We start from the raw sequence: 15,283 nt of genomic DNA, 5'->3' as shown, positions 1-15,283 counted from the left end.
TACCGGCGGCAGGCCTGGTCCGGGACGTCCCCGGGTATCGTTGTCGTTACTGGTTTGCGACGACTTCCTGCAGCGAGTGCCACATCTCGGTGTCGCGCTCGGCGGTCCAGATACGCGGGTCGGGGTATTCGCCACCGGCCTCGTCGTAGCAGCGGGTGATGTCGAAGGGCAGGCAGTGGTCGAAGATCACCCAGTGGCCATACTTGGGCTTGAGCTTGGCGTAGGTCTCGGCGTAGCACTCGGAGAGCGACTTGCCGGCCGCCTTGCCCGCCTTGACGCTCTCGTACATGTCGGCGAGGAAGTCGCGGGTGCCCTGGATTGCCTCCTGGCACTGCTCGGGGGTGGTGAGCGCCTCGCCGCGGCCTGGTACCAGCTTCTGCGGGGCCATCGCCTGCAGGCGGTCGAGGGTGGCGGGCCAGTCCTCGTGGTAGGCGTCGCCGGTGTAGGGGGTGGCGCCGTATTCGACCAGATCGCCGGAGAACATCACCTTCTCCTCGGGCAGCCAGACGATGGTGTCGCCCTTGGTGTGGCCGCGACCGAGGTGGATGATGCGCACCTCGCGCTTGCCCATGAACACCGTCAGCTCCTGCTGGAACACGATGTTGGGCCAGGTCAGGCCGGGCACCGAGTCCACACCCTTGAACAGGCGCGGGAAGCGGCCGACTTCGGATTCGTAGTCCTGCTGGCCGCGCTCGACGATCAGGTCGTAGGTGTGCTGGCTGGCGTAGATGTTCTCGGCACCGTAGGCCGAGGCGCCGAGCACGCGCACGGCGTGGTAGTGGCTCATCACCACATGCTTGATCGGCAGGTCGGTGACCTCGCGGATACGGCGAATCACGTCCTGGGCCATGATCGGCGTGGCCTGGGTGTCGATCACCATCACGCTGTCGTCGCCGATCACCACGCCGGTGTTGGGGTCGCCCTCGGCGGTATAGGCGTACAGGCCCTCGGCCAGTTGGGTGAAGCTGACCTGCTTCTCTTCGGTATCGGCGTGGGAAGCGAACTTCTTGCTCATGGTTCCTCCAGGGTCGTCAGGGTCGTCACGTGGGCCGTGTTCCGCCCACCAGCGGTGCCGGAATGCTGCCAGCATAGTTGTGTTTGAAACTATATGTCCAGCAAATCACGGACCAATACGCAAATCAAGCGATGATAGAATGAACATAATTTGCTTTATATCATATGGTTAATAACTTTTTCGACCTAAGTCTAATAACGAAACTCTGTAAAATTAGTTGCACAGGAAATTAACTAGCGGCAAGGTGAGGCTGAAAAACATAGGCCGCGTCGTCACCGGCGAGCGCAGCCGAAGACAGCGACGCAGCCATTACAACAATGCAAAGCCACCACGTGGCGCGAGTACGCCACCCGTGACGATCCAGGAGCTCACAATGAAAACCACCAACCGCCTCATGATCGGCGCCGTAGCGGCGCTCGGGTTTGGCCTCGGCACGCCAGCGCTGGCCCAGACCGCCATCACCGTCAGTACCTGGGGCGGCCCCAATCACGGCGTCAACACCATCGTCTGGCCGACCTGGAAGGCGTGGATCGAGGAGGCCACCGAGGGCCGCGTGACCGTCGAAGTGGTGCACGACATGGGTCCGCCGGCGGCGCAGATGGAGATCGTCGCCGATGGCATTGCCGATGCCAGCTGGATCTTCCACGCCCACATGGCCGGCCGCTTCCTGGCCACCCAGCTGCCGGAGTTTCCCACCTTCGAGGAGTTCTCCTCCGAGGATGCCGCCGCGGCCTACTGGCACACGCATCAGGAATATCTGGCCCAGGCCAACGAGCATCGCGGCGTCGACGTGCTGGCCATGGGCGTGCACGGGCCGGGCCAGATCTTCACCCGCGACCAGATCGGCTCCATCGACGAGCTGGCGGGCAAGCGCCTGCGGGTCGGCGGCGGTGTGATGAGTGGGCTGGCCGACGCCATGCGCGTGACCGGCGTGGCGCTGCCGCCTACCGGCGTCTACGAAGCCGCCTCCCAAGGGGTAGTCGACGGCGCCATGCTGACCCTGGAAAGCCTGCGCAGCTTCCGTGTGGCCGAAGTGGCACCGCACACCCTGACTGTGGATGGCGGCTTCTATCGCGGTAGCTTCGCTATCGTCATGAACCCGATGTTCTGGGATCAGGTCTCGCCCGAAGATCGCGAGGCGATCGAGGCCGTCTCCGGTGAGCACCTGTCGCGGCTGTTCGGCTACATGATGGATGTTTCCGACGAGAGCGGCGTCGAGTTCGGCCAGGAGCGTGGCGCCACCTTCACCCAAGCGCCCGAAGCGGATATCGAGCGGTTGCGCGGTGTGACCGAGGAACTGATCGCCGAGTGGTCCAACGCCGTGGCGGATCGCGGGGTCGATGCCGAGGCTGCCCTGACACACTTCCGCGAGCAGTTGGCCCTGGCTGCCGAGAGCGAAGGTATCGCCGAGCGCGTCGTGCGCCAGTAATCCGCTGTACGTTTCTGGAGGCTTGACCATGCCGACCTCGTCCACGCTCTGGTTGCGAGTCGGCCGTGTCATGCAGCTGACGCTGGAGGGGGTGGCCGGTGCCACCCTCTTCGCCATGATGCTGCTGACCACGGCGGACGTGACCGGACGCTACTTCTTCAACTCGCCGATTCTCGGTACCGTCGAGCTGACCCAGCTGATGCTGGCCGCGCTGGTGTTCCTGTCGCTGCCGGTGGTGTGCTGGCGCGAGGAGCACGTCAGCGTCGATCTGCTCGACAGCGTGTTTCCCGCGCGCCTGATCTGGATCCGCCAGGTGCTGGTCAACCTGATCGTCACCGGGGCACTGTGGATCATGGCGCGGCGCATCTGGGCGCTGGCCGAGCGCGCCATGGAGTGGGGCGACGTCACTGAGTTTCTGCGCATCCCCAACGGCTATCTCATCTATCTCATCTCGATCATGCTGGCCGTCTCGGCCGTGCTGACGCTGCTGCGCGCCATCGGCTACCTGCTGGAAGGCATGGGCGTGCTCGAACGCGGCGGCCCGCTCAGCCCCGAGAAAGGCAAGGGAGGCGATCATGACTGAAGCGCTGTATGGGTTCGCCGCCCTGCTGCTGCTGGCTTTTCTGCGGGTCCCCCTGGCGTTTGCCATGGGCATCGTCGGCTTCGCCGGCTTCTACTTCCTCACCGGCAACTGGAACGCCGCCGAAGCCATGGCCGCGCGGCGGGTGGTGGACACCGCCATGGACTACGGTCTGTCGGTGATACCGCTGTTCATCCTGATGGGTAACCTGGTCTCCCATGCCGGCCTGTCCGATGCGCTGTTTCGCGCCTCCAATGGCTTCCTCGGCCACCGCAAGGGCGGTCAGGCCATGGCCACCATTGTCGCCTGCGGCGGCTTCAGCGCCATCTGCGGCTCGAGCCTGGCCACCGCCGCCACCATGGGCCGAGTCGCCATGCCGCAGATGCGCAAGTACGGCTACAAGGACACCCTCGCCTCGGCCTCCATCGCCGCCGGCGGCACCCTGGGCATCCTGATTCCCCCCAGCGTGATGCTGGTGATCTACGGCATCCTCACCGAAACCAGCATCCGCGAACTGTTCGCCGCCGGCTTCATTCCCGGCATACTGGGCATCATCCTCTACCTGGTCGCGGTGAAATGGGTGCTGTGGCGCGACCCGGACGCCGGTCCCGCCGGCGAGAAGGTACCGTGGCCCGAGCGCTTCCAGGCGCTCAAGAGCGTTGGCAGCACCCTGGCCCTGTTCGTGCTGGTGATCGGCGGCATCTACCTCGGCGTGTTCACCCCCACCGAAGCGGCGGGCATCGGCGCCATGGGCGCCTTCATCATCGCCCTGCTGCGCCGGGCGCTCACCCCTCAGGTGCTGATGAACGTGCTGATGGACACCGTGCGCACCACCGCCATGCTGTTTGCCGTGGTGCTCACCGCGCTGATCTTTGCCAACTTCATCAACCGTGCCGGGCTGCCCAATGACCTGCTGGCCTTCGTCAACGGGCTCAACATCGCTCCGTTCATGGTCATTCTGGTGATACTCGCCATCTACGTGCTGCTCGGCTGCGTGTTCGAGAGCATGTCGATGCTGCTGCTCACCGTGCCGGTGTTCTTCCCGGTGGTGGCGGGGCTCGGCTTCGACCTGGTGTGGTTCGGCATTCTGGTGGTGATCGTGATCGAGATCAGCCTGATCACGCCACCGGTGGGAATGAACGTGTTCGTGCTGCGGGCGGTGCTGCCGGATGTTTCCACGGGCACGATCTTCCGCGGCGTGACGCCGTTCTGGGTGGCCGGCATGGCGCGTGCGTTGCTGGTGCTGGTGTTCCCGGGTATCGTGCTGTTCCTGCCGCAACTGCTCTATTGATCGCTGCCAAGTGCGGGTGAGGAGTCTCGAGATGAATACAGAAGAAGAACGCCAGGCCGGTCTCGCCATGGAGGGCGACGAGGACCTGGCCGGGCCGCCGACCAAGCAAGAGTTGGATCTCAACCAGTTCCTGCCCTACCGGCTCAACAGCCTGGCCGATCGCATCAGTCAGGCGCTGGCCGAACTCTACGAGGAGCGCTACCAGCTCAATATCGCCCAGTGGCGGATACTGGCCTGGCTCAGCCACTGCGACGAGCTGACGGCAAAGAAGATCTGCGCATACACCTATATGGACAAGGCCCGCGTGTCGCGGGCGATTCAAGGGCTGGAGGAGCGCGGGTTGATCAGCCGCACGCCGGCGCCCGAGGATCAACGTCAGCAGGACCTGCACCTTACCGCTGCCGGGCGGAAGCTTTTGACCAAGCTGATCCCCGAGGCCCAGGCCTGGGAGGCGGAGCTGGTCGCGACCCTCACCGCCGGTGAGTATCGCGACCTGCTCAACGTGATGCGCAAGCTCGAGCGGCAGCTGGAGCGGATCGGCGACAAGGGCTAGCCCGCTGGGCGGGCCGGTTTCACGCTTTCACCGCAGCTTCGGTGGGCACGCGCCCGCCCAGGCGGGCGGTGATTTCGGCGGCGGTTTCGCGCACCAGCTCACCCAGCTCCAGCAGCCGCGACTCGGGAATGCGAGCCACCGGGCCCGATACCGAGATCGCCGCCAGCGGCGTGCCGTGCTCATCGTGCAGGCACGCGGCCACGCAGTGCAGGCCGATGGCATGCTCCTCACGGTCGCAGGCAAAGCCTTGACGACGTACTTCGGCCAGGTTGGCGCGCAGCGACTCCGGGGTATGCAGAGTATTCTCGGTGACTCGCGTCAGGCCACGTTCGGCCAGCACCCGCTCGAACTCGTCGTCAGGCAGCCAGGCCATCAGCGCCTTGCCGACCCCCGAAGCGTGCAGCGGCGCGCGGGAGCCGAGCCGGGTGATCATGCGCATCATCTGCGGCGACTCGCTCTGGGCCAGGAACACTGCCGTGGCGCCGTCGCGGATGCCCAGGTTGGCGGTTTCGCCGGTCTCGGCGGTCAGCCGACGCAGGAAAGGCCGGCTGGCGGCGACGAAGTCGCGCGCTTCGAGAAAGCTGTTGCCGATGCGGAAGGTCTTGACGTCGACCTTCCACACGCCGAGCGAGGCGTCCTGGGTGATGAAGCCCTGCCCCTGCAGTGCCTGCAGCAGGCGGTGCGTGGTGGAGGGGGCCAGGTCGACCATCTCCGCCAGCTCCGAGAGCGCCAGGCCGCCCGGCGTGGCCGCCAGGCGCTCGAGCAGATTGAGGCCGCGCACCAGCGACTGACTATGACCGCTGGCGCTCTTGCCAGGGCCGGGCGGGCGCCCCGCCGTTCTGCGTTTGACTTCACTCACCTGCGTATATCCTCTGCGTTGATCTGGGCCGCAAGGCCTGCAACAGGATACCCGCTCGGTGCTAGCTTGTCTCGATTGCGGAAATGGCTTCCACTCTTCTTGCGCAGGGCGGGTCGCTTCAGCGATGGCGCCATTGGGGCGAGCGCTTCTCGATAAAGGCATCGATACCCTCGGCCACGTCCTCGGCCATCATGTTGCAGGCCATGGTCTCGCCGGCCAGGGCGTAGGCTTCGTGTAGCGGCATCTGCAGCTGTCGCTGGAACAGCGCCTTGCCGGTGCGCAGAGCCACGGCGCTCTTGGCGCACAGACTGGCGGTGAGCTGGTCGAGCACCTCGTCCAGCGCCTCGTCGTCGGCCACGCGATTGATCAGCCCCCAGTCGAGCGCCTGCTCGGCATCGATGAACTCGCCGGTGAACAGCATCTCCATGGCGCGCTTGCGACCGATGTTGCGCGAGAGCGCCACCGCGGGAGTCGAGCAGAACAGCCCGACGTTGATGCCCGACACCGCGAAGCGGGCCGATCTGGCCGCCACCGCCAGATCGCAGCTGGCCACCAGCTGGCAGCCGGCGGCGGTGGCCAGGCCCTGTACCCGGGCGATCACCGGTACCGGCAGCTCGACGATGCGCTGCATCACCTCGCCGCACTGGGCGAACAGCGCCTGGTAATAAGCCTTGTCGGGGGTGGCGCGCATCTCCTTGAGGTCGTGCCCGGCGCAGAAGGCGCGCCCCTCGGCGGCGATGACCACGCAGCGCACCGAGTCATCATTGGCCAGGCGGGAAAGCTCGCCGCCCAGGGCCTTGAGCAGAGCCTCGGACAGCGCATTGAACTGGTGCGGACGGTTCAGCGTCAGGGTGGCGACACCGCGGTGGTCGCGACGAATTACCGGGCGCTCGTCGACGGTAGTAGTCATTGTCGTATCCTGTAGCAACGTGCCCTGCACCAGACTAGCCTGACACGTGCACATTTCGATACCTCTGCGACCAAAGACGAGGATCGAGCGGCAGCCCAATGGAGAGACGGCGCCGAAAGTCGGCGCCGTCCGGGGAACCCTGACCCAACCTGCGTCGTTACTGGGGAGCTGCCGTACCGGATGCGGCGGCCTGAGTCAGGGCCATGTCGGGGGCCTTCTCCATACGCTCGCGTTCGCGATCGAGAATGGCCAGAGCTTCCTCCCGCGAGATGCGAGTGGCCGGGGTGAGCAGGCTGACCACCACACCTACTGTCAGCGCCGCCAGCACGGCTGGAATGCTGGGGTTGCCCCAATAGGCGTTCCATGAGTCGTTGGCGATGATGATCAGCGAGGTGGTGGAGGCACTGGCCAAGGTAGCGACGGCGCCCTGCCAGTTATAACGTGGCCAGAAGCGCCCCAGCATGCCGCACACGAACATGCCGGCCATGATCGTTGCGATCATGCGCGTGATGTAGGTGATCAGATTATCCGAGGTGAGGGCGAAGGCCAGCGCCAGGCCGATGGTGCCGACCAGGGCCAAGCGCGAAAAGCGCACCACGTTACGTGCCGCCGGGGTGCGCCCGGTGAACAGTACGTAGATATCACGCATCAGGGTCGAGACCCCGGCAATGGCGTCCGAGCTGGCGCTTGACATGGTGGCGGAGAGGCCGGCGACCAGTAGCAGCAGACCGAGCCCCAGTGGCAGCAGTTCGGTGGCGAGGAACGGGAAGGCGAAGTTGCTGTTCTCCAGCCCGGGGTTCAGTGCGTGGGTGGCCATGCCGAGGATCGCCGGGATGATCGAGAAGCCGAGGTAGAGCACGCCGGTGATCACGAAGGAGCGCCGCACCGAGGAGACCGACTCGCCCGAGTAGATACGCTGGCGAAACGAGGGGGTGGCGAGCACACCGACCGCAATCACCGCGGCCAGCGACAGCGCCGGCAGGGCGCCGATCTTGTCGATGCCGAGGAAGCTGGTCGCGGCGACGTCCATGCCGGCGCCGAGTCCGCCGAAGCCGCCCACCTGGACGAGAGCGAGGATCGCCATCAGCATGAAACCGGCAAACAGCACCACGGCCTGCACGGTATCGGTCCAGATCACCGCAGTGTAGCCGCCGATCACGCAATAGATGCCAAAGCCCAAGGCCACCAGCACCCGGGCGGTGTCGAGGTCGATGCCCGCCATCCACGACAGGTAGAGCCCGCCGCCCAGGATATGCGCACCCAGCCAGCCGATACAGGCGACGTAGATCAGCAGCGCGACCAGGTTGCGCACCAGGCGATTGGCGCCGACATAGTAGGAGAGCTCCTCGCTCATGGTCATGAAGCGCAGCTTGCGCACCGGGGCGAAACAGACCGCCAGCAGCAGGATGCCGGTGGCACCGCCGATGCCGTAGAGCGCGCCGGCCCAGCCGTTGGCGTAGCCGAAGCCCACCGCGCCCATGCTCGAGCCGGTGCCGACCATGGTCGCCACGGTGGTGCCGATGGTGAGAAAGATCGGCACGCTGCGTCCGCCGAGCAGGAAGTCGTCACCGGTACCGCGTTTATGGCGCGAGATCCACCAGCCGAAGCCGATCATCACCAGCACGTACGCCACGAAGGCGCCGAGGAATATCTGACTGTTCATGGTAACCTCTTATCGTTGTTTGTCCGGTCGTTGCCGCGACCGGTGGCAGGCAATGCTTCGACGTGCGGGCTGGTATTTCCAAGCCTTGGCCCGCGCGTCCCCAGTGCCGTGCCCCTTGCCGGGGGCGCGGCACGTCTCGCTTCAGGCCCGGTCGGCCCGGAAGCACTTCACGTCGACCTCCACCTTGCAGTCCACGACCAGGTCCTGGACGCTGCAGATCCTCGCCGGTGGATGATCGCCGAACACCTCACGAAACACCTTGTTGAACGACGGGAAGTAGCGGGCATCGGTGAGCACGGCGGTGACGTGCACCACGTCCTCCTTGGCGTAACCGGCCTCCTGCATGATCGCCAGGCAGTTGTCGAAGGCGAGCCGGGTCTGCTCGACGATGCCACCCTCGACCACTTCACCGTCGGTCATCGGCGTCTGGCCCGAGACGTACAGCCAGCCGCCGGCCTCCACGGCGCGGGCAAAAGGCAGCTTCTGGCCGCCGGTGCCGACACCGCCCTCGGTGCCGTAGCGGGTAATGCTCATGGTCGTTCCTCCTGATGATGAGTGAGTCGTTGCGTGCGCCGCAGCATGCGGCCGGCCCGGTCGCTGCTGGTCTCGCCGTTGCGATAGCCGATCACGCCATTGACCATCACCAATGCGATGCCGCGGGCTGGAGCGATGGGCCGGGCGAAATCGGCGACGTCCTCGAGGCTGTCGAGATCGAACAGGGTCAGGTCGGCGTAGGCGCCCCGGCGGATCACGCCGCGCCCTTCGAGGCCGAAGTTGGCGGCCGACAGGCCGGTCATCTTGCGCACCGCCTCGGTCAGCGGCATCAGCCCCAGGTCGCGGCTGTAGCGGGCCAGCACGCGCGGGAAGGCACCCCACAGGCGCGGATGCGGGTGCGGGTCGTTGGGCAGGCCGTCGGAGCCGACCATCGACAGCGGATGCACCAGCACTCGACGCATGTCGTCCTCGTGCATGTTGTGATACACGGCCCCGGCCGGCTGCAGGCGTGTGGCCGCTTCGTGCAGCGAGACGCCCCAATCGGTCGCAATGGCCTGGAGCGTGCGCCTGGCCTGCTCCGGATGCGGCTCCGACCAGGTGATGACGATCTCGATCTCGTCGGTGACCTGTCCGAGATCCAGCGTCGAGGAGCCGGCGGTATAGGGGTAGCAGTCGCAGTGGGCGCGTTGGTGGCGGGCGGCCGCTTCCAGGCGCGCCAGGGCGCGCGGCGCGTTGCCCCAGTTCCCGGCGCCGGCGCACTTGAGATGCGAAATCACCAGCGGTACCCGGCCATGGCGGGCGGTGGCGAAGGCTTCGTCCATGGCCTCGAGCAGACCGGCGAATTCATCGCGCAGATGCGTGGTGTAGATGCCTCCGGCAGCGCCCACTGCGGAGACCAGGGCTTCCATCTCGGCCGAGGGAGCGTGGAAGGCGTTGCGATAGGCGAGTCCGGAGCTCAGGCCCAGCGCTCCCTCTCCCAGGCCGCGCTCAAGCCGCTCGCGCATTGCGGCGATCTCCGCCTCGCTGGCCGGACGGGAGAAGTCCGCCATCACCTGGCTGCGCAGGCTGGTGTGGCCGATGAGGGCGGCGACGTTGACGCTGGGCCTGGCAGCGTCCACGGCCGCGGCATAGGCAGCAAAAGTGGGGTAGCGAAAATCCTCGGCATTTCCCAGCAGGTTCATGGGATCCGGCACATCGCCCGCGAGGGTCACTGGGCTTGCGCTGATGCCGCAGTTGCCGACGATTACGGTGGTGACGCCCTGAGAGAGCTTGGGCAGCATCTCGGGCGTGCGGATGACGTTGGTGTCGTCGTGGGTATGCACGTCGATGAAGCCCGGCGCCAGGCAGCGGCCTTTGCCTTCAATGCGCATGCGTGCCGACGCGCCGGCCAGATCGCCAATGGCGGCGATTCGCTCCCCGACGATGCCGATATCGGCCCGATAGCTCGGCGCGCCGGTACCGTCGATGACCTGGACGTCGAGAATCAGCGTGTCGAAGCGCATGATCAGTCTCCCAGCGGCTGGCGGTCGTGTCCGCCGCGGTGGGCATCCAAGGTGATCTTGAGCCGCCGCAGCTTGGTGCGGGCGCGCTCGCGGTGGCGCATGGCCAGCTCCAAGGCCAGCACGTCGATGGCGGCGAGCATGGCGTAGCGCGAGGCGGAGGGGTGATAGATGAAGTCGGTTTCACGGGAGGCGATAGGCAGCACCACGTCGGACGCCTCGGCCAGGGGCGAGCCACTGGCGGTGATCGCCACCACCTGAGCGCCGTACTGGCGGGCGATGCGTGCGGCCTCAACCATTTCCGGGGTGAACCCGCTGACCGAGAGCACTACTACCACATCCTCGGGTTCCAGGGTCGAGGCCGCCATTCGCGGCAACAGCGACTGGGTATAGGCGCTGACGGCATAGCCCAGCCGGACCAGGCGAAACTGCATCTCCTCGGCCAGCATACTGGAGCCGCCACCGGCACCGAAGACCAGGACCTGGCGCCCCTGGTCGATGCGTTCCACGGCGCCGGCGATGTCCGCTTGTGCCATCAGGTCTCGATTGAGTGCCAGGGTCTGGGTGGCTATTTCATATACTGCGGAGAAGCCGTCCTCTTCGCTGGCGTCCTGGATGAAGCGCCGTCCGGCGGCAAGGGCTCGATTCAGCCGGGCCTTGAGGTCTCGCACGTTGTGGCAGCCCACGGCGCGTGCGAAGCGGGTCACACTGGCTTCGCTGACACCAGCGCGTGCGGCGATCCCGCCGATACTGGCTTCGGTGACGAAGTCGATATCGTCGTGTATCAGCTCGGCCACTTTTTTTTCCGCCTCGCGAAGCGAGCCGAAATGAGCGGTAATCTGAGACAGTATGTCCGTGTTCTGGCTCACCGCGAGCTCCTCTCGGTTTGTCTTGCATTCAAGTTATGTTAGTTTATAACTCAAAGTCAATTATTGGTGAAAGTTTGGAACATTGAGGTTTGAGTCATCTGAAGGGGGGAAGATGAACAGAAAGGAAGCAGTGGTAGGTGAGACCCAGCACAAGGGCATGCCGGAAGTCGGGACCAGCCTGCTGTCGGGCGTCAGCCTGCCCGCGGCGGTGGTCCACGAGCCGGCGCTGGCCCACAACCTGGCCTGGATGCAGCGTTTTTGCGAAGACCACGGCGCGCGGCTGGCCCCGCACGGCAAGACCACCATGTGCCCCGAGCTGTTCCAGCGTCAGCTTGCCGCCGGAGCCTGGGGCATCACCCTGGCTACTGCGCCGCAGTGTCGGGCAGCCTTCCATCACGGCGTCAACCGTCTGCTGATGGCCAACCAGCTCGTCGGCGAAGCCAACATGGCTATCGTCGCCGAGCTCATCGAGGCGGGAGCCGACTTCTACTGTGTGGTCGACAGCGTCGCGAACGCCGACCAACTGGCGCGCTACTTCACCGCCCGCGGCCTGCGCCTCCAGGTGTTGATCGAGTTGGGCGTGCCGGGGGGGCGCTGCGGCTGCCGCGATACCGACGAGGTGATGGCGCTCGCCGAGCGCATCGACAGCGAGCAGGCGCTGGTGCTCTGCGGGCTCGAAGGCTACGAGGGGGTGGTGCACGGCAACGACCCCGAGCGTGCCGTGCGCGCCTATGCCTGGCAACTGGTGGAAGCGGCCCAGGCGCTGGACAAGGACGCCCTGATCGAGAGCCCCCGGCCGCTGATCACCGCGTCCGGCTCGGCCTGGTATGACATGATCGCCGAGGTATTCCGTGAGGCGCATCTGGGCAAGCAGTTCGTGCCGGTGCTGCGCCCCGGCTGCTACGTGGTGCACGACCACGGCATCTATCGTCAGGCCCAGCATGACATCCTCGGACGCCGGCCGGAGCTCGAGCGCGGGCTCAAGCCAGCGCTCGAAGTGTTCGCCCAGGTGCTGTCGCTGCCGGAGCCGGGGCTGGCCATCGTCGGCATGGGCAAGCGCGATATCGGTCACGACCAGTTGCCCGAACCGTTGCGCCGCTATCGTGAAGGCGACGAGCGACCGGGGCGCACGCTGTCGGTGGCGGGGTGGCGCGTGACCAAGCTGATGGATCAGCACGCCTTCGTGCAGCTGCCTCACGACGAAGATGAGCCCGAAGTGGGCAATGGCAGGGTGCGGGTGGGCGACATCGTCGCCTTCGGCGCGTCACATCCCTGTCTCACCTTCGACAAGTGGCGGCGGGTTTGCCGCGTTGATGAGCGGCTGGAAGTGGTCGAGGTGATGCAGACCTGCTTCTAGCCGCGCTCAGGTGGGCGTGGCCTCACGCTCGGCCTTCAGCCGGGCCAACCTGTCGCCGAACAGGTAGGCGCCGAGCGCCACCAGGATCAGCACCGCTCCCGCCAGCATGGAGGACGATGGCTGCTCCTGATTGAGCGTCATGCCCAGGCCCAGAGCCAGTACCGGGGTGATCAAGGTGACGAGCGCCACGCTGGCGGCCGAGAGCCGCGACAGGATCAGAAAGTAGCAGAGGAAGCCCAGCAGCGAGCCGAACAGCGCCAGATAGAGCACAGACCACAGGCCGCGTGTGCTGAGCGGTATCGCCATGGGCTCGCCGCTGACCAGCCACAGGATGAAGAAACACGGCAGGCTCAGGGCCAGGGCGCCCAGGGTTTGCTCCAGTGGGCCGAGCCCGGCCGCTACCCGCTGCACGGCGATGCCGCTGCCGCAGAACAGGGTCACGGCAAGGACCATCATCAGCAGGGCCGGCAGCTGGTCGCTGCCCAACACCAGGCTGTCGGCGAAAACCACGCCCAGCCCCGCCAGGCCGAGGGTGCAGCCGAACCAGTGCCAGCGACGCAGCTTCACGGCACCGGGCAGTAGCTGCAGGATCAGCCCCGAGATCAGCGGCGCCATGCCAAAAATCACCGACATCATGCCGGAGGGTAGCGTCATCGAGGCGTGATAGCTCAGGGCCATGGCCCCGAATACTCCGGGAACCGCTGCCGCGTAGCTTGTCATGGCGCGCCGGTCCCTGCGTAGTCCGCTGCGCAGGACCACCAGCACCAGCAACCCCGCCAGGAAGGCGATCGCCATGCGCAACAGCACGCTGCCTACGGGCGCCCCCGCCTCGGCGCTCCACTTGATGGCCAGTGGCGTGGTGGCCCACACCAGCACTACGATCAGGTAGGCGGCGCTAGTCGGCATGCACTTTTCCTTGTGAAGGCGGCAATATACGTTTTGAAAAGAAATGATTAGCACAGCAAGGGGCTGCGCGTCTAACCACAAGGGCTGCGCATCTAACCAAGTGTTCGACCTCGCATAACCTGGGTTAGGCATTCTAGCGGCGAGGTTCTGATATGTTCCAAACGGGGCGCGAACATCTGTCATTGGAGGATGAATGAGCGACGAACTGAGCGAGTTCGAGCGGAGCATCAAGCGCGAGATCGATGCCTTCATGAAGCCCGGCCACGAGCCGTCGCCGGTGCGCGACCTGCTGGGCGACAAGAAGGACGAGCAAAAGAGTCGTGCCAAGAAGGGCAAGCAGAAGAGTGCCGGGGCGGCCGGGATGTCTGCCCAGTCCTACAAGACCGGCCACCTGGTCCGGCTTGCAGTGAGAACACGCAAGCTGGAAGCCGATACCGTCTTCGAGCACCGTTCCACCAGCATTTCCAAGCTCGAAGCCCAGTTGGAAGCCGAGAAGGCGGCAAAGCAGGCCGGCTACCCGATCATCGGCTACGTCATCGACATTCAGAGCCTTTGACGCAGACCGCCGCGCTAGGCGCGGCGGTCTGATTGCGGTGAGCCGCTTGCTCACTCCTCGAAGTTGGTCTCGGAGTAGAGCACCCGTACGCGCAGGGTGTGATTGACCTTGCGCAATGCCTCGAGCGCCTGCTCGCCGTAGGCCTTGTCCACGTCGATGACCACGTAGCCGACCTTGTCGTTGGTCTGCAGGTACTGCCCGGAGATGTTGATGCCGCTCTCGGAGAGCACCCGGTTGATCTCGGAGAGCACGCCCGGCACGTTGTCGTGGATGTGCAGCACGCGATGCTTGTCCGGGTGGGCCGGCAGTGCCACCTCGGGGAAGTTCACCGAGGTGACGGTGGTGCCGTTGTCGGAGTAGGTGATCAGTTTCTCGGAAACCTCGATGCCAATGTTCTCCTGGGCTTCCAGCGTCGAGCCGCCGACGTGGGGCGTGAGGATCACGTTGGGGATGCCGCGCAGCGGGCTGACGAACTCCTCGTCGTTGCCCTTGGGCTCCACCGGGAAGACGTCGATGGCGGCGCCATAGAGGCGGCCGGCCTGGAGCGCCTCGGCCAGGTCCTCGATCACCACCACGCTGCCGCGGGAGGCGTTGATCAAGATGCCGCTGGGTTTCATCAGCGCCAGCTGTTCCTTACCGATCATCCACTTGGTGGAGGGCAGCTCGGGTACGTGCAGACTGACCACGTCGGCACGCGCCAGCAGCTCCTCAAGGCTGGCCACCTGGCTGGCATTACCCATGCCGAGCTTGGTCACCACGTCGTAGAAGATGACGTTTAAGCCGAGCGACTCGGCCAGCACCGAGAGCTGGGCGCCGATATTGCCGTAGCCGACGATGCCCAGGGTCTTGCCGCGGGCCTCGTGGGAGTTCTTGGCGCTCTTCAACCAGCCGCCCTGGTGGGCGCGGAGGTTTCTCTCGGGGATGCCGCGCAGCAGCATGATCGCCTCGGCCAGCACCAGCTCCGCCACCGAGCGGGTGTTGGAGTAGGGAGCGTTGAATACCGGGATGCCACGTATCAGGGCGGCATTCAGGTCGACCTGATTGGTGCCGATGCAGAAGCAGCCCACGGCATTGAGCTTCTCAGCGGCGGCGAACACGCGCTCGGTGAGCTGAGTGCGTGAGCGAATGCCGAGGAAATGCGCGTCGCGCACTTTCTCTACCAGCGCCGCCTCGTCGAGCGAGGTGGGCAGATGCTCGATGTTTGTGTAACCGGCATTCAGAAAATTGTCCACCGCGCTCTGGTGGACGCCCTCGAGCAGCAGGATCTTGATCTTGCTCTTGTCCAGGGACGTTTTGGCCAT

15 protein-coding genes are annotated in these 15,283 nt (G+C 65.5%); 6 read left to right on the top strand and 9 right to left on the bottom strand.

Translation table 11 applies throughout. The features are described from left to right. Positions 1-46: 46 nt before the first annotated feature. On the bottom strand, positions 47-1,015 hold the full coding sequence (locus HOP59_RS07130; RefSeq protein ID WP_010626138.1) for an MBL fold metallo-hydrolase: 969 nt from the start codon (positions 1,013-1,015) through the stop codon (positions 47-49). Between the two features lie 373 nt (positions 1,016-1,388). On the opposite strand from HOP59_RS07130, the gene HOP59_RS07125 reads away from it, so the two are divergent. The 4 genes from HOP59_RS07125 (at position 1,389) to HOP59_RS07110 (ending at position 4,868) form a co-directional block, all read left to right on the top strand. After that, on the top strand, positions 1,389-2,444 hold the full coding sequence (locus HOP59_RS07125) for a TRAP transporter substrate-binding protein (protein ID WP_010626139.1): 1,056 nt from the start codon (positions 1,389-1,391) through the stop codon (positions 2,442-2,444). 28 nt (positions 2,445-2,472) lie between these two features. Further along, positions 2,473-3,027 (top strand): TRAP transporter small permease, encoded by a 555-nt coding sequence (locus HOP59_RS07120; RefSeq protein ID WP_234253338.1) that lies wholly within the window; start codon positions 2,473-2,475, stop codon positions 3,025-3,027. Beyond that, complete coding sequence (locus HOP59_RS07115; protein WP_103969941.1) at positions 3,020-4,315, top strand: TRAP transporter large permease; 1,296 nt, start codon at positions 3,020-3,022, stop codon at positions 4,313-4,315. Before HOP59_RS07120 ends, HOP59_RS07115 begins: the two co-directional genes overlap by 8 nt. A 67-nt stretch (positions 4,316-4,382) precedes the next feature. Beyond that, positions 4,383-4,868 (top strand): MarR family winged helix-turn-helix transcriptional regulator, encoded by a 486-nt coding sequence (locus HOP59_RS07110; protein ID WP_051004584.1) that lies wholly within the window; start codon positions 4,383-4,385, stop codon positions 4,866-4,868. A 19-nt stretch (positions 4,869-4,887) separates the two neighbouring features. Here the strand turns inward: HOP59_RS07110 and HOP59_RS07105 are convergent, their stop codons facing one another. From HOP59_RS07105 to HOP59_RS07080, 6 genes are all read right to left on the bottom strand, one after another. Continuing rightward, positions 4,888-5,727: an IclR family transcriptional regulator gene (locus HOP59_RS07105; RefSeq protein ID WP_234253337.1), complete on the bottom strand. Its 840-nt coding sequence runs from the start codon at positions 5,725-5,727 to the stop codon at positions 4,888-4,890. A 118-nt stretch (positions 5,728-5,845) separates the two neighbouring features. Further along, positions 5,846-6,637 carry an enoyl-CoA hydratase gene (locus tag HOP59_RS07100; protein WP_234253336.1) on the bottom strand — a complete coding sequence of 264 codons (792 nt, stop codon included), beginning with the start codon at positions 6,635-6,637 and terminating at the stop codon, positions 5,846-5,848. A gap of 157 nt (positions 6,638-6,794) precedes the next feature. Next, positions 6,795-8,300 carry a sodium:solute symporter family protein gene (locus tag HOP59_RS07095; protein ID WP_234253335.1) on the bottom strand — a complete coding sequence of 502 codons (1,506 nt, stop codon included), beginning with the start codon at positions 8,298-8,300 and terminating at the stop codon, positions 6,795-6,797. A gap of 141 nt (positions 8,301-8,441) precedes the next feature. Next, positions 8,442-8,834: a RidA family protein gene (locus HOP59_RS07090; RefSeq protein ID WP_234253334.1), complete on the bottom strand. Its 393-nt coding sequence runs from the start codon at positions 8,832-8,834 to the stop codon at positions 8,442-8,444. After that, positions 8,831-10,297: an N-acyl-D-amino-acid deacylase family protein gene (locus HOP59_RS07085; RefSeq protein WP_234253333.1), complete on the bottom strand. Its 1,467-nt coding sequence runs from the start codon at positions 10,295-10,297 to the stop codon at positions 8,831-8,833. The genes HOP59_RS07090 and HOP59_RS07085 overlap by 4 nt, the downstream gene beginning before the upstream one ends. A 2-nt stretch (positions 10,298-10,299) precedes the next feature. After that, positions 10,300-11,163 (bottom strand): MurR/RpiR family transcriptional regulator, encoded by an 864-nt coding sequence (locus tag HOP59_RS07080; protein ID WP_234253332.1) that lies wholly within the window; start codon positions 11,161-11,163, stop codon positions 10,300-10,302. A 112-nt stretch (positions 11,164-11,275) separates the two neighbouring features. Here HOP59_RS07080 and HOP59_RS07075 point away from each other — a divergent pair, with 112 nt between their 5' ends. Continuing rightward, a complete protein-coding gene (locus HOP59_RS07075) occupies positions 11,276-12,520 on the top strand; it encodes an amino acid deaminase (RefSeq protein WP_234253331.1) in 1,245 nt (414 codons plus the stop codon). Between the two features lie 6 nt (positions 12,521-12,526). Here HOP59_RS07075 and HOP59_RS07070 read toward each other — a convergent pair whose 3' ends face one another. After that, on the bottom strand, positions 12,527-13,426 hold the full coding sequence (locus HOP59_RS07070) for a DMT family transporter (protein WP_010626144.1): 900 nt from the start codon (positions 13,424-13,426) through the stop codon (positions 12,527-12,529). Between the two features lie 193 nt (positions 13,427-13,619). Between HOP59_RS07070 and HOP59_RS07065 the strand changes: the two genes are divergently transcribed. Further along, positions 13,620-13,982, top strand: coding sequence for a hypothetical protein (locus tag HOP59_RS07065; RefSeq protein WP_234253330.1), 363 nt, complete (start codon positions 13,620-13,622; stop codon positions 13,980-13,982). Positions 13,983-14,032: 50 nt separating this feature from the next. Here the strand turns inward: HOP59_RS07065 and serA are convergent, their stop codons facing one another. Next, positions 14,033-15,283: a phosphoglycerate dehydrogenase gene (gene serA / locus HOP59_RS07060; RefSeq protein ID WP_234253329.1), complete on the bottom strand. Its 1,251-nt coding sequence runs from the start codon at positions 15,281-15,283 to the stop codon at positions 14,033-14,035.

It is taken from the genome of Billgrantia aerodenitrificans, assembly GCF_021404405.1.
GTDB classification, from domain to species: Bacteria; Pseudomonadota; Gammaproteobacteria; order Pseudomonadales; family Halomonadaceae; genus Halomonas; species Halomonas aerodenitrificans.
The sequence above is the reverse complement of the archived record's forward strand: the minus strand, read 5'-3'. Positions and strand labels throughout refer to the sequence as shown.